The organism is Peptoniphilus sp. HMSC075B08 (assembly GCF_001815405.1).
GTDB classification, from domain to species: domain Bacteria; phylum Bacillota; class Clostridia; order Tissierellales; family Peptoniphilaceae; genus Peptoniphilus_A; species Peptoniphilus_A harei.
In genome coordinates, this window is the sequence record NZ_KV820460.1 from 40,377 (window position 1) to 64,727 (window position 24,351).

22 protein-coding genes and 1 CRISPR repeat array are annotated in these 24,351 nt (G+C 36.4%); of the genes, 4 read left to right on the forward strand and 18 right to left on the reverse strand.

Annotated features, from left to right (window positions below; genetic code table 11):
• Positions 1-568: direct repeats of the CRISPR family, unit length 30 nt; unit sequence TTCAATCCACGCACTCACGGGGAGTGCGAC.
• 131 nt (positions 569-699) lie between these two features.
• The 8 genes from cas2 to HMPREF3023_RS08820 all read right to left on the reverse strand — a co-directional run bounded on the left by cas2 (position 700) and on the right by HMPREF3023_RS08820 (position 9,973).
• Positions 700-993 carry a CRISPR-associated endonuclease Cas2 gene (cas2, locus tag HMPREF3023_RS08785; RefSeq protein ID WP_070702691.1) on the reverse strand — a complete coding sequence of 98 codons (294 nt, stop codon included), beginning with the start codon at positions 991-993 and terminating at the stop codon, positions 700-702.
• 1 nt (position 994) lies between these two features.
• On the reverse strand, positions 995-2,026 hold the full coding sequence (gene cas1c / locus HMPREF3023_RS08790) for a type I-C CRISPR-associated endonuclease Cas1c (protein ID WP_070702693.1): 1,032 nt from the start codon (positions 2,024-2,026) through the stop codon (positions 995-997).
• On the reverse strand, positions 2,023-2,676 hold the full coding sequence (cas4, locus tag HMPREF3023_RS08795) for a CRISPR-associated protein Cas4 (protein WP_070702695.1): 654 nt from the start codon (positions 2,674-2,676) through the stop codon (positions 2,023-2,025). The genes cas1c and cas4 overlap by 4 nt, the downstream gene beginning before the upstream one ends.
• 1 nt (position 2,677) lies before the next feature.
• Positions 2,678-3,529 carry a type I-C CRISPR-associated protein Cas7/Csd2 gene (gene cas7c / locus HMPREF3023_RS08800; protein WP_070702697.1) on the reverse strand — a complete coding sequence of 284 codons (852 nt, stop codon included), beginning with the start codon at positions 3,527-3,529 and terminating at the stop codon, positions 2,678-2,680.
• Positions 3,522-5,498, reverse strand: a complete 1,977-nt coding sequence (gene cas8c, locus HMPREF3023_RS08805; protein ID WP_070702699.1) for a type I-C CRISPR-associated protein Cas8c/Csd1 — start codon at positions 5,496-5,498, stop codon at positions 3,522-3,524. Before cas8c ends, cas7c begins: the two co-directional genes overlap by 8 nt.
• Positions 5,499-5,511: 13 nt before the next feature.
• Positions 5,512-6,216 (reverse strand): type I-C CRISPR-associated protein Cas5c, encoded by a 705-nt coding sequence (gene cas5c, locus HMPREF3023_RS08810; protein WP_070702701.1) that lies wholly within the window; start codon positions 6,214-6,216, stop codon positions 5,512-5,514.
• A 199-nt stretch (positions 6,217-6,415) separates the two neighbouring features.
• A complete protein-coding gene (locus tag HMPREF3023_RS08815; protein WP_070702704.1) occupies positions 6,416-8,992 on the reverse strand; it encodes a CRISPR-associated helicase/endonuclease Cas3 in 2,577 nt (858 codons plus the stop codon).
• Between the two features lie 42 nt (positions 8,993-9,034).
• Entirely contained in the window at positions 9,035-9,973 is a 939-nt protein-coding gene (locus tag HMPREF3023_RS08820; protein WP_070702706.1) for a phosphoglycerate dehydrogenase, read from the reverse strand.
• 151 nt (positions 9,974-10,124) lie between these two features.
• On the opposite strand from HMPREF3023_RS08820, the gene HMPREF3023_RS08825 reads away from it, so the two are divergent.
• The 3 genes from HMPREF3023_RS08825 to HMPREF3023_RS08835 all read left to right on the forward strand — a co-directional run bounded on the left by HMPREF3023_RS08825 (position 10,125) and on the right by HMPREF3023_RS08835 (position 13,116).
• On the forward strand, positions 10,125-11,684 hold the full coding sequence (locus tag HMPREF3023_RS08825; protein ID WP_070702708.1) for an SH3 domain-containing protein: 1,560 nt from the start codon (positions 10,125-10,127) through the stop codon (positions 11,682-11,684).
• A gap of 110 nt (positions 11,685-11,794) precedes the next feature.
• The gene (locus tag HMPREF3023_RS08830; RefSeq protein WP_070702710.1) at positions 11,795-12,361 is read left to right on the forward strand and encodes an RNA polymerase sigma factor; all 567 of its coding nucleotides are present in this window, start codon (positions 11,795-11,797) and stop codon (positions 12,359-12,361) included.
• The gene (locus HMPREF3023_RS08835) at positions 12,358-13,116 is read left to right on the forward strand and encodes a hypothetical protein (RefSeq protein ID WP_070702712.1); all 759 of its coding nucleotides are present in this window, start codon (positions 12,358-12,360) and stop codon (positions 13,114-13,116) included. The genes HMPREF3023_RS08830 and HMPREF3023_RS08835 overlap by 4 nt, the downstream gene beginning before the upstream one ends.
• 103 nt (positions 13,117-13,219) lie before the next feature.
• On the opposite strand, the gene HMPREF3023_RS08840 is transcribed toward HMPREF3023_RS08835, so the two are convergent.
• The 8 genes from HMPREF3023_RS08840 to murA form a co-directional block, all read right to left on the reverse strand.
• Positions 13,220-14,074, reverse strand: a complete 855-nt coding sequence (locus HMPREF3023_RS08840) for a DnaJ domain-containing protein (RefSeq protein WP_070702714.1) — start codon at positions 14,072-14,074, stop codon at positions 13,220-13,222.
• Complete coding sequence (locus tag HMPREF3023_RS09280) at positions 14,067-14,741, reverse strand: metallopeptidase family protein (protein WP_083315546.1); 675 nt, start codon at positions 14,739-14,741, stop codon at positions 14,067-14,069. The genes HMPREF3023_RS08840 and HMPREF3023_RS09280 overlap by 8 nt, the downstream gene beginning before the upstream one ends.
• Before the next feature lie 83 nt (positions 14,742-14,824).
• A complete protein-coding gene (locus HMPREF3023_RS08850) occupies positions 14,825-15,625 on the reverse strand; it encodes an ATP-binding cassette domain-containing protein (RefSeq protein ID WP_070702717.1) in 801 nt (266 codons plus the stop codon).
• A 4-nt stretch (positions 15,626-15,629) separates the two neighbouring features.
• A complete protein-coding gene (locus tag HMPREF3023_RS08855) occupies positions 15,630-16,586 on the reverse strand; it encodes an ABC transporter ATP-binding protein (RefSeq protein ID WP_070702719.1) in 957 nt (318 codons plus the stop codon).
• 1 nt (position 16,587) lies between these two features.
• A complete protein-coding gene (locus HMPREF3023_RS08860; protein WP_070702721.1) occupies positions 16,588-17,430 on the reverse strand; it encodes an ABC transporter permease in 843 nt (280 codons plus the stop codon).
• A gap of 7 nt (positions 17,431-17,437) precedes the next feature.
• Positions 17,438-18,367 (reverse strand): ABC transporter permease, encoded by a 930-nt coding sequence (locus tag HMPREF3023_RS08865; RefSeq protein WP_070702723.1) that lies wholly within the window; start codon positions 18,365-18,367, stop codon positions 17,438-17,440.
• A 67-nt stretch (positions 18,368-18,434) separates the two neighbouring features.
• Positions 18,435-19,961 (reverse strand): ABC transporter substrate-binding protein, encoded by a 1,527-nt coding sequence (locus tag HMPREF3023_RS08870; RefSeq protein ID WP_070702725.1) that lies wholly within the window; start codon positions 19,959-19,961, stop codon positions 18,435-18,437.
• A gap of 15 nt (positions 19,962-19,976) precedes the next feature.
• Positions 19,977-21,224: a UDP-N-acetylglucosamine 1-carboxyvinyltransferase gene (gene murA / locus HMPREF3023_RS08875; protein WP_070702727.1), complete on the reverse strand. Its 1,248-nt coding sequence runs from the start codon at positions 21,222-21,224 to the stop codon at positions 19,977-19,979.
• Between the two features lie 140 nt (positions 21,225-21,364).
• On the opposite strand from murA, the gene HMPREF3023_RS08880 reads away from it, so the two are divergent.
• Positions 21,365-22,519, forward strand: coding sequence for an aminotransferase class I/II-fold pyridoxal phosphate-dependent enzyme (locus HMPREF3023_RS08880; protein ID WP_070702729.1), 1,155 nt, complete (start codon positions 21,365-21,367; stop codon positions 22,517-22,519).
• A gap of 106 nt (positions 22,520-22,625) precedes the next feature.
• Here HMPREF3023_RS08880 and HMPREF3023_RS08885 read toward each other — a convergent pair whose 3' ends face one another.
• Both HMPREF3023_RS08885 and HMPREF3023_RS08890 read right to left on the reverse strand, forming a co-directional pair.
• Positions 22,626-23,501 carry a DNA-3-methyladenine glycosylase family protein gene (locus HMPREF3023_RS08885; protein WP_070702731.1) on the reverse strand — a complete coding sequence of 292 codons (876 nt, stop codon included), beginning with the start codon at positions 23,499-23,501 and terminating at the stop codon, positions 22,626-22,628.
• 46 nt (positions 23,502-23,547) lie between these two features.
• Entirely contained in the window at positions 23,548-24,177 is a 630-nt protein-coding gene (locus HMPREF3023_RS08890) for a redox-sensing transcriptional repressor Rex (protein ID WP_070702733.1), read from the reverse strand.
• Positions 24,178-24,351 lie beyond the last annotated feature (174 nt).

Consider the following 24,351-nt stretch of genomic DNA (forward strand, 5'->3'; position numbering starts at 1 on the left):
TTCAATCCACGCACTCACGGGGAGTGCGACAAAAATCTAAGGCATCTATGGATGCAGTCAACACAATTTCAATCCACGCACTCACGGGGAGTGCGACTTCCATAAGGGAAATTGAAAACATTGAAAAATTAGATTTCAATCCACGCACTCACGGGGAGTGCGACTCAAATGCTACTGCTACAACTCTTGTCATGACAATATTTCAATCCACGCACTCACGGGGAGTGCGACATGCTTGATAGTGAATTACTAGCTGAAGATGGAAGAATTTCAATCCACGCACTCACGGGGAGTGCGACTAATGTTACTAAGCCATATTTGACCTCTTTCTTAAATTTCAATCCACGCACTCACGGGGAGTGCGACTACAAGAGAGTGGATTTGACGAGGCTATGCTTTATATTTCAATCCACGCACTCACGGGGAGTGCGACAGTCCATTTGTCTACACAAACAACCAAGTTCACACAATTTCAATCCACGCACTCACGGGGAGTGCGACTCAAATTTATCTTGATAATCTTTTAAGATTGGTCTATTTCAATCCACGCACTCACGGGGAGTGCGACTGCATTTTTTAGCCATTATCTCCTGCTAAAAAATACAGCTAATCATTTTTGGAAGAGTTTTGTCTCTTTTTTCTTTGTTTTTTGTGAGTTAGGTCTAGGTTTTTTATGTCCAGGTCCAAGTCTCATAAGTTTTACAATATCAACAAGTCTTTTTCTGGGTTATATGTGTCGTCTCTTCCCAGACTTTCCACTCTTCTTTCCCAATTTTTTCCAAGATTATAAATCCTTATGGAATCTTTTTTGGGATCAATTATTTTCTCTAATTTATTTTTTATTTCTACTAAGTCAGCTGGATATATGTTTAGTTCGAATACTGAGTTCTGTACTCTTTGTCCATAATCAAGGCAGACTTTTGCTACTTGTCTCAATCTTTTCTTACCAGCTGGCGTTATCGTCTCTACATCGTAAGTAATTAGCACTTGCATTTTATCCTCCTATCATAAAGGGTGGATAGGCTTCTATATCTCCTCTTAGGTAAGAGTTTAATAAAAGGGCCTGTACATGAGGGAGGAGTCCAGTCTTTATATTTTCTTCTAGGAATGGATGGTAGATTTCTTCTTGTTCTCTCTTGTTCCAATTTTCTAAAACTACCTGCCTGCCCTTTTCGTTTAAGAGGGTTGCTCCATTTTCTTTTACTTCAAAATGATTCTTGTTTATTCTGTTTAAGTTTATCATTGAAAGTGTAAACTTATCAACTAGAGGGGCTCGCATCTCCTCTATTATGTCAAGAGCCATGCTGACCCTTCCCGGTCTGTCTGTATGGAAAAATCCTGCGTAGGAATCAATCCCAACTCCTTCAAGGGCTGCAGCAATGTTATTGGTAAGTAGAGAATAGAGAAAGGATATTAGGGCATTAAACCTATCCATTGGCGGTCTTTTGCTCCTGTCTATAAAGAAGAAGTCTTCTCTTTGTTTTATTATTAGTTCATCTAAGACAGAGAAGTATCCTCTTGCAATTATTCCCTCAATACCTCTCACGCTATCTTTGTTTTCACAGTTTTTTATTTCTAGCATAAGCAGCTTTATTGCTTCTATTACTTCTTCTAATCTTTTGACATCTACCTTGTCCTTATTGTCTAATTTTCCTCTTATTAAAATTTTTCTAGAATTGTAGGCCTTAGCATAAATTATATTTTTTACAAAATCCAAGGATTCTTCTGATTCTTGCATCTTGTATTGTCTTTTTCTCGTATAAATATTTCCATAGGATGGCCCTATAACCCTTCCACAATATTTTCCATAGGGTGTGAAAAATGTTATTGCCACATTTTCTTCCATGCACATCTTCATGAGATCTGGGCTGACTCCCATGTAGTTGAAACAAACTATTTGCTTTAAGATGTGGATGGGATACCTTGCGATTCTCTGTGAATCTTTGGTTATGGAAATATTTCTTCCTTCCTTTCTAAGATAGTAATCAGGATTTGTTACATATAAGGTGTTCAGTAATTTTTTCATAATTCTGCCCCATAAATATAGTTTCCAACATTTTTCATCTTCTTTGTCAGCCTTGGATTGCACTCATTATACAAGGAACACATCCTACAATTCTTATAATTTTCTGCCTTGGGGATAATCTTATTCTTATAATAGTAGTGCATGTCTTGGGCTGCTTTTGTAGTTAAGTCTCTAAGTTCTTCTGTAAATTCAACTTTTTCTCTCAAGTCTCTTTCGTTGTAGTAAAGATAACCGTAGTCTAACTTAATATTAAAGTTTTCTTCTATGCAGATTGCCTGAGCCATAAGCTGGGCATTGTCGTAGTTGTATTTTTTCTTCTTGCCTCTTTTATACTCTACGATTACGGGTAGCCACTTGCCCTTCCTATTTTTTAATTCCACTCCCTCATCTGATTTGTGAAATTCAATTACATCTAGCCTGCCAGAAAGTCCCAAGTTTTTGGAATTCACTGACATGGCTCTCGATATTATAAGGTCTTTTCTCTTTTCTTTTATAAAGGGTTTATCTACCTTTGTATGGATGACTTGACCTTCTGCTGTAAAGGAGTTTTCTGTCCAAATATTTTCAACATGAATAAGGGCCCACTGTCTCTTGCAAAATAAAAAATGTTGGACTCCACTTAACATTAAATATTCGTCTTCAGGATACATTTTAAATTCCTTGAATGTGTTCTACTTTTAAGCCCTTTTCCTCATATTCTTTTAATTTTTCTTCATCAAGTCTAATATTGTAGTCTTCATATTTTACCTTTAGGTCTTCTACATTTGGTAAATCATAAATTAATAGGTCTTTTATCTTTCCACTTGACACATCGCCAACCTTTGATGAGTGGTTAAACCAAAAGATATCTTTTACTTCCATGGATCCGTCTGGTCTTGCTGATGATACGTCATTTAAAAATAAAGTTTTTATACATTCTTTTATAGTTTCAACATCTTCTTCATCAAAGCCAGTTTTTTCTGCAAAGTAAGAGTTTATACTTCCATTAACTAAATATACTCCGTGGTCAACAAAGTGCTTTGTTCCCATAGTATCTGCACTTCTAGTTTTTCCTGCTCCTGGTTCCATTCCACTTATGGATTTAGTTATTTGCATTGTTGTGATTTCTATTGGATCAAGTGATTTTGCAATAGATATGGAAACTGGTCCCCTTATTCCAAGTGATCTTTTTTGATAAGTAAAGACTTGACCAAAGGACCTAATATCAAGCCATTTTTCATTGGCTCTTTTTTCAACTTCTTCATCAGATTCTTTGCTAAATTCATTCTCAAATCTTTTTTGAAGAGACCTAAAGCCATCGTCACTCCTGTCAAGAGACTTTACAAAGATATCGTTACCCATGTCCTGCATCCTATTTCTGATTTTTCTCTTTAAACAAACATCTGAGATTTCTCCAAAACCCCTGTTGTCAATTCTTGGCATATTTCCTGTTAGAGGATCTCCATTTGGGTTAGCTCCAGAAACTTCTATTGTAAAAATAAAATCCACCTTATTGTTAATCATTTTTTTCCTCGCTTTCTCTTGTAGTTTTTTTGTATAAGTAATCTAATTCTTTAATTTGTGCTTGATATCCAAATAAAAATCCCGAGTTCAAAGGTCTATTGGTTTCTAGGCCATTGAATTTGTAATTTTCCCCTATAAGGTCAATCACATCTCCACCTTCTCTCTTCAAAATATTTCTTATTTCTCTAGTTCTTTCATTTGCATGCAACTTAAAATCATAGGGCTTGATTAAATCGCTAAGTCTCATGCTCATAGTAGCAGGTTTATTTAAATAACTTGACCAAAGTTTTTCAGCATTTGTTATTCTTTCGTCGTCTTTTTTATAAGTAAAAGCTTCAGTTCTTTCGTATATAGCCAGAAGTCTACCAAATAAGTAAGACCTATCTGTTTCTTTTTTGTCTAACATATTGCTTTCAATCCCTTCCTTTTCTCTTAAAGCTGCCAAGGCACATAATTTAACTAAATTCCAATATTTTTCATAGTTCAACCTATTTCTTATATTAATTTCTAAGGCATGAAGAATATTTTTAGGCATTTCTCTGCCTTCAACAATAGCCATTAAAATGTTTTTGTATTGATCTGTTGAGAAACTCTTTTTGGAAATTTCAAGACCTTTATCCCTCTCAACCCCATAAGCTGCTCTAATTAAAGTGATGGGACTAGGAGTATATTCACAATATTCTCTTTTTTCTTCATCATATCTAATCCAGCTATACTTATTTTGCCAGCTGATTAAATTTTCTTTTAATCTTGATGCTTCCATCTCCCTAAAATATTTTAATGAAACTCGGCCATCATTAATTTGGTAAATTATAGCAATATAATATTTTGATGTGTCGTCAAATAAAATTCTTCCACTAGTAAAGGACTTAACTATATCCTCAGACCTCTTGTCTGCAATAGTCATAGAAGTATCTTTAGCTTCTTCTTTAGCTTTTTCCCTTAATTCTTCATTAGATGGAATTAAGTCTTTAAAATTTAAATAGTTTGTTTTTTCTGACCTTTCAATACTTGTTTCTGATTTTTTTGTCACGTCCATTCCGGACTTGTTTTGGATGTCATCAGAAAACCAACTTATGGCATAGGTTTTTTCACCAAGCCATCTTGAAGTGTTTGAGCCTTCCAACAAAGCTTTTACCATCAGCATTATTTTTTGGCTTGAGTCCTTACCAATTTTTACGGTTTCATCAGGCTTATCAAATCTACCAAAAAAATTTTCTTTTTTTGCCGTTATTTGAGAAATAAGCTTTGATTTGCCTATTATAGACTTATGCTTTAGGCACAAGAAGTCTTCTTTACCTGATATGTTGCAAATTATTTTTTCAGAGTCCTTGTCCCTGGCAAAACTTTCTTCTGTGTATCTTATAAATTTTTCTTGTAAGTTTTTATTTTCAGACAAGCTTAGGTTTTTCTTGCCCTCATAATCTTCTACTGCAAAAGTTAAAAATACTTTTGAAAAATCAATTTTTACAGTCTTGGCTTTCTTTTCAGAATTGTCTACGTACTCAACATTTTTATCTTTTGTGATTTTATAGTCTCTATAAAGTTTAGATAATATTTCTTCGAAAACCTTTTCTTTAACTATATAGTCATGGACAATCTCTACAAAGTCGTCCCTGTCTGAGTTAAGCCAAGATTCTTGCTGATTGATGTAGGCTAGAGACTTTTTTGTATTGTCTTGGATTACATAATCGAAGTTATCAAAGATGGGATGGGGTGCAACCCCGCTGGACCTTGCTACAGAATCTTCTGTCACTGGAAAGATGACAAGGTCTCCTTCATCTAAAAACTTTGCATCAACTAACTCGCTTTTTTTATTAATAGTAATTTCTACAATATTCTTACCATTGGACTTCATGGAGTTGTGATAAATTGGCAGTATTAAATTCGATTTATCCTTTAAATCTCCTATTAAATTGTTTTCGAGTCCAAAGTTATATGAACTGTATAAGGCAGTTAAAAAACTCAATATATCACCTCCATTAATAGTCTTCTAATTCTTGGTCTACCGTCTTAGTTAGGCCTGGCTCCTTAAAGGAATAGTTTGAAACTTCATTTATTATTGGACAGTCTTCAGGCCTTTGAAAGGCTATTCTTCCATTTTTCATATTGATTGGTCCATAGGCTGATCTCAACATTTCGCCAGACTTCTTAGGATAGATTAGCCCAACTAACATAAGGCCAAAGCCTAAATTAGTATCATCGTAATAGCCTTCATCATTTTCATACTCTTCTTCTGTCAAGTATTCAATGTAGCCTTGGCATTCAGAAACTCCCAAAAAAATTGGTCTTCTGCCTCCTCTTTTAAGGGATCTTTCTGTTATGGCCTCATGCTTCATAAAGTTTCTGTCATTCCTCAGGTCCTCCCTGTCCTCATTCCACTCAAAGTGAAATTTTACATAATAACATGGGTTCGCGAGATATGTGTAAGCTGATAATTCTGACGAATAATCTCTTAAGAGAAGTCTCATTCCTTGGGTGTAGGATTCAATTTTATTCATTATCCTCACTTCGTCAATTACGTTTGTAATTGTGGGTTTAAAATAATTTGCGTCGATTATCCCTTGTATAGCGGCTCGCGTAGGCACATCATACGATATCTTTTCTCCCCCTGCCTTACTTTCTGGAGAAGTAAAGAGGGCTCTGTCTCCATATACTTTTGAATAAAAATATTTTGACTTATTCATAAATAACACCTCCTTTGATTTCTATTTGCGAAAACGATATCATCTTTCTTTTGTATTCATTCTATTATTTAGTAATAATTTTGTCAACTGTTTTAATTCAACTTTTTTTGGTATAATAAAAATGTCAGCGAAAGCTGTGGATTGAAATATTCTTTTATTGAGGATAGACCCTATTATTAATAAGGGTCTTTTTTCTTTTTTAATGACTCATTAGCCCAAACTCATCGAAACTTACTCCAAATTTTTCATTGTAATAAGAGTTTGGAAGAATATAAATGTATCCATCTAAAATATTTTCGCAGGAATCCAAATCCTTTTTAATAGACACAGTATGTCTCGAAAGTTTTTTTACTATTCTCTTTAGCTCTTTCAAATTTTTTAGATAATCGGGCCCATATATTTCTGAAGAAAGCTCTCTAATTTTGTTTAAATCCTCTTCAGTATCCTTATAATCAACAATCACACTTCTATTCTTATCTTCGATTAAGTCAAAGTCCTTGTAGGCCTCTTTAAAGGATTGAAATAAATCAAAGAAAATTCCTCTCTCACTATCAAATAAGTATCCTGACTCATCTTCTAGTTCCTTTTTTGTCTTATTTAATTTTTTAAAATTACCTGAAACTTCTTTATTCTCAGCCAATAATTTTAAGACATCAGAATATTGGTCGTTCTTTAAATTGCTATAGAGTTTTTCAAAATATTCTTTTGTAAGTTTCTTTAAATCCAAGTCTCCCGATGACTTATTGATGGCAAATTTGCAGGCAGCCTTTCTTTCATCTACACCCTTTAACATAGAAGTTTTTTCTTCGTTTTTATCTAAGTTTATCAAATAGGTGAAGGCAGACTTAAGCTTGCCTTCCCTGTTGCATCTTCCCATGGCTTGAACTACTGAGTCCATGCCAGAAAGAGACCTTATGACAAGGTCAAAATCCACGTCCACCCCTGCTTCAATGAGTTGAGTAGACACAACACAAATCTTATCTCCAGCTTCTAGCCTCTTTTTTATTTCTCCAATCTTTTTTAACCTATCGCTGGCAGTCAAATTAGTTGTTAGATAATAGAGGTCCTTATCATCATAATTACTTTCAAGCAAGTCATATAACTTTCTCACAAGTTTTTTTGTGTTTAAAATAATTAGATTAGACTTATCGAGGTTTTCCAAGGCTAGGTCTCTTATGTCTTCTATACCGTACATCTTATTTATGTCACCATAAATTTTTAGCTTAGCTCTCTCAAAGGCTGAAAAATCATAATTTTTGTAGTCTATAATGTCTTCACACTGACCAGCATAATTTCCATAAGAAAGTTTATGGTCAAGATCTTCTAAGGCATTTGTAGGTTGAGTCGCTGTGGACAAAACAAAAGTCGCCCTCATTACAATTTTCATAAAGTTAAGGGCTAAGTTTGTCATGTATAAAAATTGTGTTGGGATAGACTGCCACTCGTCCAAAATAATTACAGAATTGATGAAGGACTTAAACCTCGTTAGGTTGGCTGACTTCCCCTTAAATATGGAGTTATAAAATTGAACCATGGTTGTCAAAACAACAGGCGAAGTCCAATCATCTAGGAGGAACTTCTTCCTTACTTGGTCTATTTTGTCGTCCCTGTCATCATTTACAAGCTCATCTTTATCATCGACAACATTGGAGTGGTGTTCCAATACAAAGTCATCATTGTTTAAAATTTCTCTCATCTCAGAAGCATTTTGTTCAAGGACTGACAAAAAAGATGTTACATAAAAGAACCTCTCCTTGCCTTGATAGTTCATTTGATTTATTCCATAGCGAAGGGACAAGAGGGTCTTACCTGCTCCCGTTGGCAGGTCTAGTTTATAAATTCCAAGCTCGTCCTCCTTGGATCTCATTAATATATCTCTGGAGATTTGGCTTCTTAAAATATTTAATTTTCCCTCAGGCTCTCCAAAAGACTCGTACTTCTCATTTATGTTCTCTTCAAATTGTTTCTCAACTTGTCTTAACTTTTCTACATCTTCATCAAGTATGACCTTGTCGTAGGCATTTATTGTGTCTTTGATGTCTGCAGACTTTAGAATTGAAACTAAAAGCCTTATGAGAAGTGACTTATAAAAATACAGGGCCTCAGATTCTTTTTTCTCTGAGTAATCTTTGGCAGAGTCCTTTAATTTTTTTATTATTTCAAGATATTCTAAAAATCCCTTACAAAAAACATCTTTCATATAAAGACCTCGGGATTCATAAAATTTTTCAACTTCTTTATAAAAGTCACCAATAATAAGACTCTCTTCTTTATTCTCCCCAAACCTATAAGAAGAATTTTCAATTTTTTTGAGCCTATCAAGGCTAGTCAAGACATAGGCCATGTCATCGTTCTTCTTCACCATGTCGTACTGGCCGTGGTGGGACATAATTGTGTAAATCAAAATATTTATATAGTCGCTTAGGTCTAAAAACGCCAATCTATCTTTTTCCAAAACACTTCTCAAGTCTAAAATAGATTTCTTTTTACTATCATTGATTTCTTCAAAAACTGACTTGTAAATTCTCACGACAAATAGACCACCTAAGCTTGAGTGGTCTACTTTTTTATTTGAATTTTTTGTGATTTTATCTTGAAAATCAAGGCTGGCCTTGCCTATATCGTGGAGAAGCCCTGTTAAGAAGCTGATATTTTCCATATCAACTTTTTTGCCAATTTTTTTTGCTTCGATGCCAGTTTCTAAAAGATGGGCATAAAGTGTTTGCTTCTTTTCTCTCTCATCCCCATCTATGTGGGCATACATTTTGTCTAACATTAAACCACCTCAAATTTTTTGTAATTGATCTTAAAAATATTCTTAATATCCTTTGTCGAAGTCTACTATATTTTTGAAGTCGCCATCGTTTTTTAGGGCCTTGAGGTTTTGATATGCTGTGGCAAATTGTCTTGTGCTTAGGTCTTCACAGGCAAAGGAGATGTGGGGGTAGATGTAGACATTTTCAAGATCCCAAAGTTCTGAGTCCTTGCTTAGGGGTTCTTCTTCGAAGACGTCTAGAGCTGCTCCCCTCACCTTGCCAGATTTTATTGCATCAACTAGGGCATCTTCGTCAATTGTTGATCCTCTTGAGATGTTCACTACTACAACTCCATCTTTTAATTTTGCAAATCTCTCTGTATTTAAGATGTGGTGAGTTTTTTCTGTTCCTGGCAGGCACATGATGATGTAGTCCATGTCTTTTAAAATCTTATCTAGTTCTTCTAGTGAATAGACATTGTCAAAGGGCTCAACCTTCCTCCCGCTGGTGTTAAATCCATTTAATTCCATGTCGAAGCCCCTCAGCCTTTTGGCTCCTGCCACTGCAATAGTTCCTGTTCCCATGAAGAGTGCCTTCTTTCCATAGAGGTTGTAGGCAAAGGCCCTCTTCTTCCAGATCTTTTCTTTTTGATTTTCAATATTTTTTCTGTCGTCCTTGTTTATTTGTAGGAGTCCATAGACTATCCACTCTCCTATTGGGTCGTCGTAGGCTCCGTTGTTGTTGGAAAGAGTTATTTCCTTTTCCTTGATATAGTCCAAGTCAAGGAAGTCTATGCCAACTGAGGTTAAAAATATATATTTTAAATTCTTGTGGTCCTTATAGTTTATCTTTTTTAAATCTATGGCCCCAATCAAAATATCTTCGCCATAGTCAGCTTTTTCATTGGGATTTTTTTCATCATAGCTTAGGACTTTGTAGCCTAGTTTTTCTATTTTCTCTCCATACTTTCTTGCCAGACCCTGGCTCAATAAAACTTTCATTTCTACCTCCATTTATAATATTTATTCTTTAATAGATTAATTCGCATTCCAATTAAATTATAGGTCATGTGAGAATTTTAGTAAATAGGCGGCTTATTGTAAAAGTTTTTTAAATATAATATAATTAATTGGTAATTTGAAAGGAGTCTTTATGAGCTTTTTTAGAACCCTACCAACAAAGCTTAGCTTTAATACAAGTGAAAAAATTCAAATAGCAAATGCAGAGCTAACTTCAGGTGACTTTGCACTGGCTATTGACGTCCTAAATGCCCAAGACTCTTTCGTAACTAATATTGAGTTTGCAGTAAAGTTTAAGTCCATTGAAAGGTCCTATTTATTTAATGGACGTGAATTTTATTTTCAACAAACCGTAAATATCCCACCCTACACCCGATACTTCTTAGATCCCTTTATTCTGGACGAGAGGTTTCACGACGCAAGGGCCATTGATATTTACATCTCAAAATACACTGCCGACGGAAAAAATATTACTTGTGATGACAAAAAATATGAAATAAATCTTCCTGTTATTCCTGAAAAGAAGAGGGCCCAAATTAAGGAAACCCTTGGCGAGGGAATAAAAACTTACGGAGAAAACCAAATGGATTTTTGGCGATGTGCCTGCGGTTTTATCAACGAAGATGAAACTAGTGAGTGTGAGTTTTGTGGAAGAAACAAGAGCTTTGTCCTAAACAATTTGACAGAGGCCCTTATTAATTCCAAGATTTTAAATGTAATCGAGAACACAAGGGCAACTGATGGTATAAATTTAAAAACTCTTGAGACCCACTTGACCCAAACTAATCTTTCAAAGATTGCTCCTACGACGGAAAGTCTAAAGATTGACAGGACCAATGAAGAGGTCCCAAAGAAGTCCAAGAAATTCCCTTGGAAGAAAATGTTTTTTGCTCTTATCTTTATAATATTTTTGTCCTTAGTCTCCTTATTTTTAATTAATATTGCAAAGACATCGAGAAACAAAAGCAAGATTGAGGACGCAAGGAGCCTTGCCCTATCTGGCAGCTACCAAGAGGCCCTTGAAATATACAACGACGCAACAAGGGACAAGACTAGCCCAGAAATCTTAAACGAGATGGAAAAGCTAAAGAAACTTGTGGCATCAGATAACTTTTATCAAAGGGCCTCTAACTTCTTTGATGAAGGCGACTATATCGACGCTGCCTACAACTTCAAAAAGGTCATCCAAGAAGATGAAAAAAATTATAAGCCTGCCCAAGACAAGCTTACATCTATAGAAAATATTATTTTAGACCAAGTTAAGTCATCCTATGAAGTAAATAGGACTGATGCCCTCTTGCTCTTAAACTCTTATTTAAATGTTGTCCCTGAATCAGCAAGGGCTTCAAGATTAAAAAGAGAAATTGAGAAAGCTAACAAATTAAATGTAGATACAGAGGAAAGCCAAGAAAACTTTGAGAAGGAAGAGAGGGATAAGGACTCAGCAGAAACTGCAAAAAAAGCTTCGGACCTCCTTCACACTTATAGGACCGTCTCAACAGAGAAAGCCAACCTAAGGGCCGAACCTAGCGTTGACTCTGACATCCTAAAAATTCTCGACAAGGGAACAGAACTCTACGTCCTTGAGACAAAAATCGAACAAGGACAAAGAATTTGGTGTCATGTCGAAGTTGAAAGCCCAATTTCACAAGGCACAATAAAGGGCTGGATATCAAATAAAACACTAAACTAAGAATCTCCACAAGGCGTGGAGATTTTTTTTATAAAAACTTTTAAAATAAATGAACCTTTTTAGGTCCTAAATAGTCTTATAAGTAGATGCATCTAAGAGAGGAGGATAAAATGAATCATGAAATAAAATTTACAGAAGAAGATTTCAAAAAATTAAAAACTGGCGACAAGGATTCCTTTGACCTCCTTTACCAAGACTACTACCTAGTCTTATATAGGACTGCCCTCTTGATCTTGGGCAATAAGGAAGATGCAGAAGATGTCCTCCAAGACACTTTTGTTTCAATTTATAAAAATGCACAAACTCTTTCTGATTTTGAAAAACTAAGGCCTTGGATTTTCTCTATCTTAAAGAACACTTCCTACACAAGATACAAGAAGAGGAAGAAGGAATTTCCCGATGAATTTGTCCTTGATAGGGCAGAAGAAAGTCCCACCTATCTTGGAGAGGATGACTTTGCAGAAAAATCAGAAATTCAAGATGCCCTCATGACTCTAAAGGAAAAGGAAAGAGAAGTCCTGGTCCTCTATTACTACAACGACTTTTCCATAGAAGAAATCGCAATCATTTGCAAGACCTTCCAGGGTACAGTGAAGTCTAGACTCCATAGGGCTCGCAAGAATTTAAAGAAAGAACTTTTAAAAACACAAGAAGAATATGAAGGAGAGTTATTATGAAAGATTTTGATAAGTATATAAAAAATGAACTCAATAAGTCTGTTGAAGATTCTTCTCCTTCTGATTATCTTAAAAATAAAATTGATTTAGAAATCAATTCACAAGGAGAAAAAGGAGAATTTAAAATGAAAAAAAGATTTGTATTAGTGGCAGCCGCTGCCCTTGTCCTTTCAGTGGGCGTATTTGCAGCAGGAAAAATTACTGGAACAATTTCATCCTCATCATCTCAATATAACTACACAAACTATACTGACATGGCTAAGGCAGAAAAGAAGTCTGGCTTCGATGTCTATGCCCCAGAAAGTTTAGGGGACTATAAGTTTGACGGAATCACAATGGTTAACATGGCAGACATGGATGACACTGGAGCAAAACTAAATAAGAGAAAGGCAATTAGAGTAACTTATAAAAACGAAGCAGACGACAAAGTTTTACTTGCAATTGACAAACGTCCCGACAATTCAAAAACTGATAAACAATTTTATCATGAAATGAGAGCTATTAAGGGCGTGCAAGTTTATTACTCAAGACTGGAAAGTGTAATTTTACCAGATGAAAAAGATGCAACAAAAGAAGAACTTGAAAGATCAAAGAAAGATCCTTTCTTTAACCTAGCTGTTGGTTCAGATAAAAGAGAAGAAGACTCTTCAAAGCACCTAATCTTTGACTACAAGGGAGTCCAATATGCCTTAATGGCCGGAGATGATATGGACGTAAATGAATTTTATAGGATGGCAGAAGAAATTATAAAATAATTTCTCGCAGTTAGTTAGAACATTTTTCTTATAAATTAAATAGTTGTAAATTTTAAAAATCTAGACACCAAAAAAGGACCCTCGCGGTCCTTTCTTTTTTTATTTAATTTGCCCCAGTCATCTTCTTATACATTTCCACATTTGTGTCGTTTAAGAATTCGTAGGCTGCATTTATTTTTTGGAATTTTTCCTTGGCGCCCTCTTCCTTGTTTAGGTCAGGGTGATATTTTTTTGCCATCTTCCTGTAGGCAAGTTTGATTTCATACTTATCTGCATTATAATCTATTCCAAGAGTGTCGCAGGCATCTTCGTATTGGTCTTTGAAGCCGTAGCCTCCAGTTGATGATGAAGAGCCACCATAAGATCCACCGTAATTGTTGCCGTAAGACCCTCCTTGATTTTCATAAAATCCACCGTAGCCTGATTGCCTAAAGAATTCTTCGAATTGTGAGAAGTCGTCAAAAGTCGTCCAAGTAAAGCCGCCAAAGTCCTTAAACCTTTGCCTGTACTCTTCTTCTCTTTGTCTCCTCCTCTCTTCTTCTGCTTTAATTCTTTCTCTTTCCTTCTTTTCCCAGTAGGCTCTTCCGTAGCCAGATATACTTTCAAATTCATTTTCCTTACCAAGGAGATAGTGGTCTGCCCTGTCGTAGAAAAATTCTGTCACAACATAGTGGACGTACTTCAAGAAGGACTCAGACACATTACCAAGTAAGGGCACAAATATTGCCAAGATTATTAGGGTTGATAGCCAATCATTTTTTGCCAAGCCCCTCCAGGCAAAGGGATTTAGGAGCAAAAATATTATTAAGCAGCCTCCCATAGAAATTATGTACAAGAAAAATCTTCTCACTGCCGAGAAGAGATCAACAGCAATGTTAACTATTACAAGTAAGAGGGTCAAGATGAGGTCAAAAAATTTCCCCAGCCCCTTATAAAAATATCCTAAAAATTTATTCATTATTTTTCCCTTTTCTATATTCTTCTAAAAACTTCTTATCTTCAATGACAAGTCCCCACTCATTTGCCAAAAATTCCAAGTGGTGGGTGAACTCGTGGAGGAGAACTTCTTCTAGCTTTTCCTTCAGCCTCTCCCTGGATGAATACCTATACATCTCCATAAAGGATCCGTAATAAATTTTTATCATATTTCCAAGGATAGACCTTTGGTATTCTCCCATTATTAGGAGGTCATCTTCACGAGATTCTTCGTGGTATTTTTTATCCTCTGAAAGAATTATACCACCATTTAGATGGTCAAAGGCATAAGATGGTATGAACTCGCAGATGTCTTCCAAGATTTCTTCCACTTCGTCAATTCTCTCTAGGTAATAAGAGTCATAATTTTCTTCGTCCTTTAAGCCTGTGTCATTTTTATTTTCATTTTCTTCTTCATCTTCTGAATCTGTATCTTCTTTACTTTCTTCTTGGGCTTCTCCCTTATCTTCAAAAGTCTCATCGATTGAGTCTTCTTCTTTATCTTCCTTTGGATTTTCAAACCCTTCACTTGAATTTAGTTTTATCTCATCTTCATTTTTTTCATAAATATCTTCAATCAAGTCAAGAGGAAGGTCAAAATTATTTTCTCCATCGCTATAAAAAATTTTTCTGCCATCTGGGTCAAGCATCTTTTCACCTCCAAAATAAAAAACTGTAGAAGCCTACAGTTTTATCTACTTTATTTAATTATAATACCCAAGCTTAAAATTTTCTACACTTCTTCAACTTCAGCAAGGGTCTTTCCAGGTACTGATGATAATAATTTTTTCGTGTAGTCCATCTTTGGGTTTTCAAAAACTTCTTCTGACTCGTCGTATTCCACGCACTGGCCATGATACATTACGAGAACTTCTTCTGCCACGTGCCTAACAACTGAAAGGTCGTGGGAAATGAAGATCATAGAAAGTCCCAAGTCCTTTTGCAAATCTTCCATCAAGTTAATTATTTGAGCTTGAATGGAAACATCAAGGGCTGAAGTTGGTTCGTCAGCAATAATTATTTTGGGATCAACAGCAAGGGCTCTTGCAATAGAAATCCTCTGCCTTTGTCCCCCCGAGAACTCATGAGGATATCTCTCCATGTGGTATTCTGAAAGACCACAAATTTCCATTGTCTCCAAGACTTTTTTGTGGATTTTCTTCTTGTCCCTCTCTCCCAAAAGATTTCTTATGCCAGAGGCAATTATGTCCTTGCATTTTTTTCTTGGGTTAAGTGATGAATAAGGATCTTGGAAAATCATTTGGACGTCTTTCCTATATTCTTTAAGTTCCCTTTGGTTTTCTTCTAAAATATTCTTTCCCTTGTAAATTATCTGGCCTGTGGCATCGGGATAAAGGCCCATTATGCACCTGGCAAGAGTTGACTTGCCTGAACCACTTTCACCTACAACTCCAAGGGTGTGTGAAGTCTTTAGGTCAAAGGAAATATCATCTACTGCCTTTAGGACCTTCTTCTTGCCAAGATTAAATTCCTTGTTTACATTCTTAACTTGTAAAATTACTTTTTCTTCCATAATATCACCTGTACAAGAAGCAGCTGACCTTTTGGCCATTTACATCAACTTCTTCGGGAGCCTTCTCTTCACAAATTTTCATTCTCTCGTCACACCTTTCACAGAAGTTACAACGATCTGGAAGTCCTATTGGATTGGGAACTGATCCCCTAATTGTGTAAAGCTCGTCCTTCTTCTTGTGGGCACTTGGTATAGCCTTAATAAGTCCTCTTGTGTAAGGATGAAGGGGATGGGTGAAGATATCTTCTGCCTTGGCTCTTTCCACAACCTTGCCTGCGTACATTACGTTGACATAGTCCGCGATATCAGATACAACTCCCAGGTCGTGGGTTATGAAAATAATTGAAGTATTCATGTCTTCCTTTAACTTTTTCATAAGCTCCAAGACTTCCTTTTGGATTGTAACGTCAAGGGCTGTTGTTGGCTCATCTGCTATTAGGAGTTTGGGAGATGATGAAAGGGCCATGGCAATCATGATCCTCTGTCTCATTCCTCCAGAAAGTTCGTGGGGATAAGAGTTGTAAACATCTTCTGCCCTAGGAATCTCAACTTTTTTTATCATCTCAATGGACTTTTCCTTTGCAGTCTTCTTGTCCATATCGAAGTGAGTCCTAAATACTTCTGACATTTGATAGCCAACCTTTAGGGCTGGATTGAGAGATGTCATTGGCTCTTGGAAAATCATGGAGATTTCATTTCCCCTTATCTTCCTAAGTTCTTCAGGAGTTGCTTCCAACAAGTTCTTACCTTCAAAATTTATTTCTCCAGAAATTTTTTCAAGAGATGACTTGTCGAGAAGTCCCATAATGGCAAGAGTGGTAACGGACTTACCTGATCCACTTTCTCCTACTATGGCAGTTGTCTTACCGTCACGAGTATTTATATTAACCTTGTTTACTGCTTTGACAATACCTTGAGAGCTTTTAAAAAAAACTTCAAGATCTTTTATTTCTAATAACATACTACCTCCTGAACTTTGGATCAAAGGCATCTCTTAGGGCATCGCCAACTATATTTAAGACTAAAATAGTTAGGGCGATGGCTATACCTGGGAAGAGAGTTATGTGAGGATAGTTCCTTATATAGGCCCTTCCCTCAGAAAGCATTTGACCCCACTCTGCTTCTGGCGGCATAATTCCCATTCCAATAAAGGAAAGAGAGGCTGCTGATAGGATTGCAGTTCCAACCCCAATTGTTGCTTGGACAATTATTGGGGCAAAGCAATTGGGAAGGATCTCTGCAAAAATTAATTTAAAAGTTTTTACTCCAGCAAGTCTCGCCGATTCTATATATTCCAAATTCTTAACAGACATAACCTGACTTCTTACAATTCTGGCATAGGATGGAACGGATGAAAGGGAAACTGCTAAGATTAAGTTTCTCATTCCACCACCAAGAGCTGCTGCAAGGGCAATAGCCAGTACAAGTTGAGGAATAGATAAAATAGTATCCATGACCCTCATGATTATGGCATCAAAGACTCCCTCATAGTAACCTGCAAGGGCCCCAATGATAACTCCTACAAATGTAGATATAATTACTGATGAGAATCCAATCTTAAGAGAGACTTGGGCTCCCTTTAGGACTCTTGAAAATATATCACGGCCAAAGTTATCTGTCCCCATTAGGTGATCTGAACTTGGCTTCAAGAAGTTGTCAGCTGGAAACTGCTCTGTGTAATCATAGGGCGCAAGATAGTCTGCAAAAATTGCTCCAAGTATTATTAAGATTAAAATCCCAAGAGCAACAACTGCAATCTTGTTTCTCTTATAATATTTAAAAAATGTTTTAAATCTCTTTAGCATATTCCACCTACTTGTACTCTGACTTAATTCTAGGATTTATAAATCCATAGAGAATGTCTACCACAATAGATATCACTGAGTAAACTATGGCAATAAGCATAATGGCTCCAAGGATTATTGGATAGTCACGAGTTTTTATGGAGTCAACCATTAACCTGCCAATTCCTGGTATGGAGAAAATTGTCTCTGTCAAAATACTTCCACCAAGAAGTCCACCAGCTTGAAGTCCAATAGTTGTTATAACTGGGACCATGGCATTTTTTAGGGCGTGAACAAAGATAATCTTGGATTTTGGAAGTCCCTTGGCATAGGCTGTCCTGATGTAGTCCTTGTCCAAGACATCTAACATGGCTGACCTTGTCATCCTCATAATAACTGCTGAAGATTGGAAGCCCAGGGCAAACCATGGAAGGATCATCTGTTTAATAGATGAAAAGCCTGATGCCGGTAGGAGCTTTAACTTAGTAGAGAAAATTATTATAAGTAGTAGTCCTGACCAAAAGATTGGCATAGCTAGTCCTACCATTCCCACAGCTGTGATTATAGAATCAATGATTGTGTTTTTCTTTATGGCTGCAAGGACTCCAAAGGATATTCCCATTACTACTGCAATAAGAAGTGCTCCGCCAGCAAGCTTAATTGTTGTTGGAAATACTCTTAAGAGGGCTGCTGTAACAGATCTTCCTGATTGGTAGCTTGTCCCCAAGTCAAAGTGGAAGACTAAATTTTTTAAATAATTCCCATATTGAACCAGAAAGGGTTCATTTAGTCCCAGACTCTCTCTTATAGCTTCTACAGTTTCCTTGGTTGCGTTGGGTCCAGCTGCTGCAAGGGCAGCATCACCTGGTGAAAGGTAGAGGAGCAAGAAGACTATAAAACTTACTCCCAAGAGAGTAGGTATTAAAATTAAGAGTCTCTTTAAAATATATTTTGTCATATCTAATCCTTTCTTTCCTAGAAAAGACGAAATTCACCAAATAAGAACTTGGTGAATTTCAAAAAAATTATTTTTCTAATAAAGTTACATCTTTAAGTTCTTGTGGATATTTTGGAAGTAGTTGAAGTCCTTCTACTCTATTGTTAGCTGCCACAAGTGTTTCACCATAGCAAATGTATAACCATGGATATTCTTGATTTATAAGCTCTTGAGCCCTCTTATAGATTTCTGCTCTTTTTGCTTCATCAACTGTTGAAAGACCTTCCTTCATTAAATTATCAAGTTCTTCATTGCCAAAGTACATGTAGTTTGGTCCTTGGCCCTTGTTTGATGAATGGAATGGTTGGAAAAGTTCATAATGAGCATCTACAATTGATGGGTTCCAGCTCATGATGAACATATTGTGTTCTTGTCTCTTAAGTGCGTCAACAAAAGCACCCCATTCAAGTCTTTCCACATTAAGTCCAATTCCATATTCCTTTAATTGGGCTTGCATCATAGTTGCAACATTAACTCTTTGAGTGTTGTCAGATGTGTAGATTGAAAGATTTGTTCCTTCTCCCATGCCTGCTGCTGCAAAAAGTTCCTTTGCCTTGTCCTTGTTAACCTTATTTGTTTCAAGTGAATCTGCAATAGAGTATTTGAAGTTAGGGTTAATTGGACTTGTTGCAAGTTTTCCACTGTTCATATAGACAGTTTCAAAAATTGTATTCATGTCAATGGCATTTACCATAGCTTCTCTAGCTTCCTTCTTGTCAAAAGGTGCCTTTTCCATATTAAATCCAATAAAGTGAACTGAGTTATCTAACTTTCTATAAAGTTTTAATTCGTCATTTTCTTCGATGTTAGGAATTTCACTTGGATCAACCTTATAAGCTAAGTCTACTCCACCAGATTCAAGCTCAATAATCCTTTGAGATGCTTCTGGAATAACCTTCATTTCGATTCCAGCAATTTGTGGCTTTTCTCCCCAATAGTTTTCATTTACTGAGAAAGTAGCGTGGTCATTTTGAATCCATTCGTCTAATACGAAAGGACCGGTTCCCATTGGTTCAGTAGCAAGATCTGCTCCACCTTCAACATAAGCCTTTGAAAGGATTGAAACTGCTGGGTGAGAAAGTGAGCTTAAGAAAGCAGCATCTGGTTCAGTTAATTTAAAGGAGAAAGTCAAGTCGTCTTCTTTTTGATAAGAGTTCTTATCGATTTTTCCATAAAATGGTTTGAACTTGTCAGTTTCTGCAGCCCTATTTAGTGTAAATATTACGTCATCTACTGTTAGAGGATCTCCGTTGGAGAACTTAACTCCCTCTCTTAACTTTATCTTAAAAGTTTGTGGGTCTGGGTTTTCAATAGATTCTGCAAGTGAATTTACAATTTCACCCTTTGCATTTCTCTTTACCAAAGTGTCATAAACTTGGATCAAGATGTTTTCAGCATAGTCATCATCTATTGAAGAAGTTTCAAGAGATGTTGTATCTTCTGAAACTGCAACTTTTAGTATCTTTCCTTCTTCATCACCCTTGTCCTTGGAGGAGCAAGCTGTCATAAATAGGGAAAGCACTAAAAGCATTCCAATAATTATTTTTTTCTTCATTATCATCGTCCTTTCTTAGATTCTTTTGATATCGGCTCCAAGATTTCTAAATTTCTCTTCAATTTTTTCATATCCCCTATCGATGTGATGAATTTCAGAGATTTCAGTCTCTCCTTCGGAAACTAAGCCTGCAAGTATAAGGGCAGCTCCCGCTCTTAAATCAGTTGCAGCAACTTTGGATCCGTATAGTTTGTTCTTACCCAAAAGTATAGCTTCTCTATCTACTACTTTGATTTTTGCACCCATTTTCTTAAGTTCATCGGCGTGCATGAAGCGATTTTCAAAAACTGTCTCTATAATAGAAGATTGTCCTTCGGCTTGAGTTAATAGAGCCATGAACTGTGCTTGTAGGTCTGTTGGGAAGCCTGGATGAGGCAAGGTTTTTATTTCAATCGGTTTAATTTCATCTGTACCTATTACCCTAACAGTCTCTCCATTTTCAATTACTTGAGCACCAGTTTCTTCTAGCTTTGCTATAACTGGTTTTAAGTGGGAAGTAATAATATTTTCAATTGTGATGTCTCCACCAGTAATTGCTGCAGCTACCATAAAAGTCCCTGCTTCAATCCTGTCTGGAATAATTTGGTGAGTGCAGCCAGTCAACTTTTCTACACCCTTAATCTTTATTGTAGAAGTTCCTGCCCCTGTCACCTTGGCTCCCATTTTATTTAGGAAGTTTGCAAGGTCAACAATTTCTGGTTCCATGGCACAGTTTTCCAAAATAGTTTCGCCTTCAGCAAGAACAGCCGCAGTCATAATATTTTCTGTTGCCCCAACTGATGGGAAGTCAAGATAAATCCTAGTTCCAACAAGCTTGTCGCACTCAGCCATAATTTCTCCGTGAGTCATCTCTATATTTGCACCTAGTGCCCTAAAGCCCTTTAAGTGTAGGTCAATTGGTCTTGATCCAATGTTACATCCACCAGGTAGAGAGTTGTGGGCCTTCTTTAACTTTGCAAGAAGAGGTCCCATGACCAAGAAGGATGCCCTCATCTTGCTCATAAGTTCGTAGTCAGTTTCATAAGAATTAAGACCACTTGGATCAATCTCAAGTCTATTGCCATCTTTTTCTATTTTAAGTCCGAGTTTTCTTAAGACTTCTGTAATTATCTCAACGTCCTTTAGCTCTGGAACATCTTCCAAAATAATTTTTTCTGTGCCAAGAATAGTCGCTGCTAAAATTGGAAGAGCTGCGTTCTTCGCACCAGAAATTCTAACCTTGCCCTTTAGTGGGCCCTTTGATTTTACTAATATTTTATCCAAAAGGATTCCTCCCATATTTTTATTTATATTAAATTAATTATATCATAGAGAATCTTATTATTTAAGGAATTAAAACAATGCCTATTAATTAAATATTTATTTATGATAAAATAAACTATTAGAAATAAAGGGAGGTTTTTATGAAGAAATTTATCCGTGAAAAATATAGGGATGTTGAAGAATCTATTTACGCTGTTGACTACTCAGAGATCTATGATGACTTTATCAACTTTGGCGTTGGCGACCCAGACCTTGCTACTGATGAGACCATAATAAAGGAAGCCTACGACTCACAAATGGCAGGTCACACCCACTACGCAGATCCACAAGGTTACATAGGCCTAAGAAAAGCCATAGCAGACTTTTATAAGGAAGACTTTGGAGTGACTTGCGACCCTGATGAAGTTATGATTACTATGTCAGGAACTGAAGGGATGTTTTTAATCCTTCAAGCTATCCTAGAAGAAGGCGATGAAGTAATAGTTCCTTCACCTTACTTTAGTGTCTACCCAGACCAAGTTGACATGGCTGGTGGTAAAACTGTCTTCTATGACACAAAGTTCGAAAATGATTTTGACATTATCCCATCTGAACTTGAAAAATTAATAAATGAAAAGACTAAGGCCATTATAATAAACACTCCCAACAATCCAACTGGGGCAGTTTATAGTGACGAGACCCTAAAAGAAATTTATGATCTTGCTGTTAAACACGACATCTTAGTGATTTGTGACGACATCTACACAATTTATTCCTACGAGTCTGCCTTCACTCCAATGATCAAGTGGGATAAAAACTTTGACAGGGTGATTTCAATCTCTTCAATGTCCAAGGACTATGTAATGACTGGCTGGAGGCTTGGTGCCATTGTTGCCCACAAGGACCTTATTAAGTCCATGACTTCCATTCACACAAACACAGTTTACGCAGTCCCAACAATTTGCCAATACGCAGGAGTTGTTGGCATTGAAAACAGGAAGAGAATTTGTCCGCCCCTTGCAGAAGAGTACAAGGAGAGGATGTACCTTGCCTACGATAGGCTAAAGAAGTTAAATCACGTTGAAGTTATGAGACCAAAGGGAACTTTTTACATCTTCCCAAAAATTTCTGTCCCAGGCATGACAACTGATGAAGTTGTAAAAGAAATTTTAGAAAAGGCCCACGTTAACTTAATTGATGGAAAGGCCTTTGGTGATGCTGGCGATGGCTTTATTAGAATTGCCGTTACAGTTAACAAGGACAGGATTAACGAGGCCTTTGATAGGATAGAAAAATTAGAAATCTTTCAAAAGTGATTTTCTTTTGAAAACAAATATATTTAAGAAGAAAAAATTAAAAATCCACAAAAAAGACTGAGTCATAAAAAACTCAGTCTTTCTTTATTTCTTATAAGTTTATAAATTACTTTCCCAACTTGTTTTCTCTTCCATAATAAAAGAGATATTGGTTGGCAAATCCTGCATTCTTGCCAAAGACTTCTCTTCCACGCATGGCAATCTTGGACTTTGGTGTCACTTCTTTTAAATAAAGTTCCTCCATAACCCTCTTTATCCACACGTCAACTGGGAAAGACTCCTTCCTGTCAAAGGCAAAGAGGAGGATGCAGTCGGCAACCTTTGGACCAACTCCTGGCAGGATTTGGAGTTCCTTTCTTGCATCTTCCAGGTCCATGTCGTCGATTTTATTGATGTCAACTTGACCTGATGCAATTAATTTTGATGTTTCAACTATCCTCTTGTCACGGAAGCCCACCCTTGCAAACTCACGAAGGTCTTCTGGCTTGGCAAGAGCAAGCTGATCTGGACTTGGGAAGGAATAGTATTTTCTATTTTCATCTTCCCCAAGATAGTCCCCATACATTTCAGAAATCTTTTCTATTGCCTTTTGAATCCTAGGTATTTGATTGTTGGCAGAAATTATAAAGGAGATTATTGTCTCAAACTTGTCTTGGTTTAAGATCCTTATCCCCTTGCCATATTCTGTTGCCCTTTTCATCACCTCGTCTTTGGAAAGTTCTTCCATAACTATTTTGTAGTCACGAGAAAGGTCGAAGTAGTCATAAAAAATTTCCTCAAAGGACTTTTCATCTACTCCCTTTAAAATTATTTCATCTCCAACTTTTTTTGCATTGGCAACTATGCCGTGGGTTACAAAGGAGAAGGACCCGTCCTCTTCTTCGTACCACCTAAAGGCCTGGCCGCAAGTGAAAATATCTCTTGGGTCAAATTCTTCTAGGTCAGTGATCTTGCAAAAGCCTTCATCAAAATTTATCTTCATCAATAAAAAACTCCTATAAATAAAAAACCTATTATTAAATAATAGGTCAGCTAATTTCTTTCATAAAATAAGATAGGGTTAAAAGGGAATCATTAAGTCTTATGTTTTCAACTACAATGCCTTCCGGTCCCTTTAGGTCGTAGGGTGCGAAGTTCCAAATTCCCTTTACGCCTGCATCAATTACCCTATCTGCCACCTCTTCACAAACTTCTCTTGGCACAGTGATAATTGCAACGTCTACACCTTCATATCTTATGTAATTTTCTAAGTCCTTCATATTACGGACCTTGATCCCACTAATGTCTTCTATGTCATCTTTAATGTCAAAAAGTGAAATGACATTAAAACCAGAATCCCTAAATCCATTGTATCTTGCAATGGCTTGTCCAAGTCTACCAGCACCAATCACTATACTCTTGTAAGACTTGTCTATTCCAAGAATTTTATCAACCTGGTCTTTAAGAGCCTTGGTATTGTAACCATATCCCTGTTGGCCAAATCCCCCAAAATTATTTAAGTCCTGTCTAATTTGCGAAGCAGAAAAACCAGTGAGGCCACTAAGTTCCTTAGAAGAAACTCTCTCTACTCCATCTTCTATGAGTTCTTTTAAGTATCTGTGATAGACTGGCATTCTCCTTATTACGGTTTCGGAAATACTCCTTGCATCCTTCGGCAAATTAACACCTCCTAATTGTTTATATTATAACAATCTTTTCATCTTTTGTAAATTAAAGCTAGTTCATCTTTTTATTTTAACTTATGTGTTTTTATGAACTTGCGAATTTTTATAAGCTCATATTTTTTTATGAACTTGTAGTTTTTTATTAACTTGTATTTTAATTGTACTTGA

What these genes read in the sequence shown, in the direction of transcription:
- cas2 (WP_070702691.1), bottom strand. Translation starts at nt 993, where the DNA reads ATGCAAGTGCTAATTACTTACGATGTAGAGACGATAACGCCAGCTGGT.
- cas1c (WP_070702693.1), bottom strand. Translation starts at nt 2,026, where the DNA reads ATGAAAAAATTACTGAACACCTTATATGTAACAAATCCTGATTACTAT.
- cas4 (WP_070702695.1), bottom strand. Translation starts at nt 2,676, where the DNA reads ATGTATCCTGAAGACGAATATTTAATGTTAAGTGGAGTCCAACATTTT.
- cas7c (WP_070702697.1), bottom strand. Translation starts at nt 3,529, where the DNA reads ATGATTAACAATAAGGTGGATTTTATTTTTACAATAGAAGTTTCTGGA.
- cas5c (WP_070702701.1), bottom strand. Translation starts at nt 6,216, where the DNA reads ATGAATAAGTCAAAATATTTTTATTCAAAAGTATATGGAGACAGAGCC.
- HMPREF3023_RS08815 (WP_070702704.1), bottom strand. Translation starts at nt 8,992, where the DNA reads ATGTTAGACAAAATGTATGCCCACATAGATGGGGATGAGAGAGAAAAG.
- HMPREF3023_RS08820 (WP_070702706.1), bottom strand. Translation starts at nt 9,973, where the DNA reads ATGAAAGTTTTATTGAGCCAGGGTCTGGCAAGAAAGTATGGAGAGAAA.
- HMPREF3023_RS08825 (WP_070702708.1), top strand. Translation starts at nt 10,125, where the DNA reads ATGAGCTTTTTTAGAACCCTACCAACAAAGCTTAGCTTTAATACAAGT.
- HMPREF3023_RS08830 (WP_070702710.1), top strand. Translation starts at nt 11,795, where the DNA reads ATGAATCATGAAATAAAATTTACAGAAGAAGATTTCAAAAAATTAAAA.
- HMPREF3023_RS08835 (WP_070702712.1), top strand. Translation starts at nt 12,358, where the DNA reads ATGAAAGATTTTGATAAGTATATAAAAAATGAACTCAATAAGTCTGTT.
- HMPREF3023_RS08840 (WP_070702714.1), bottom strand. Translation starts at nt 14,074, where the DNA reads ATGAATAAATTTTTAGGATATTTTTATAAGGGGCTGGGGAAATTTTTT.
- HMPREF3023_RS09280 (WP_083315546.1), bottom strand. Translation starts at nt 14,741, where the DNA reads ATGCTTGACCCAGATGGCAGAAAAATTTTTTATAGCGATGGAGAAAAT.
- HMPREF3023_RS08850 (WP_070702717.1), bottom strand. Translation starts at nt 15,625, where the DNA reads ATGGAAGAAAAAGTAATTTTACAAGTTAAGAATGTAAACAAGGAATTT.
- HMPREF3023_RS08855 (WP_070702719.1), bottom strand. Translation starts at nt 16,586, where the DNA reads ATGTTATTAGAAATAAAAGATCTTGAAGTTTTTTTTAAAAGCTCTCAA.
- HMPREF3023_RS08860 (WP_070702721.1), bottom strand. Translation starts at nt 17,430, where the DNA reads ATGCTAAAGAGATTTAAAACATTTTTTAAATATTATAAGAGAAACAAG.
- HMPREF3023_RS08865 (WP_070702723.1), bottom strand. Translation starts at nt 18,367, where the DNA reads ATGACAAAATATATTTTAAAGAGACTCTTAATTTTAATACCTACTCTC.
- HMPREF3023_RS08870 (WP_070702725.1), bottom strand. Translation starts at nt 19,961, where the DNA reads ATGAAGAAAAAAATAATTATTGGAATGCTTTTAGTGCTTTCCCTATTT.
- HMPREF3023_RS08880 (WP_070702729.1), top strand. Translation starts at nt 21,365, where the DNA reads ATGAAGAAATTTATCCGTGAAAAATATAGGGATGTTGAAGAATCTATT.
- HMPREF3023_RS08885 (WP_070702731.1), bottom strand. Translation starts at nt 23,501, where the DNA reads ATGAAGATAAATTTTGATGAAGGCTTTTGCAAGATCACTGACCTAGAA.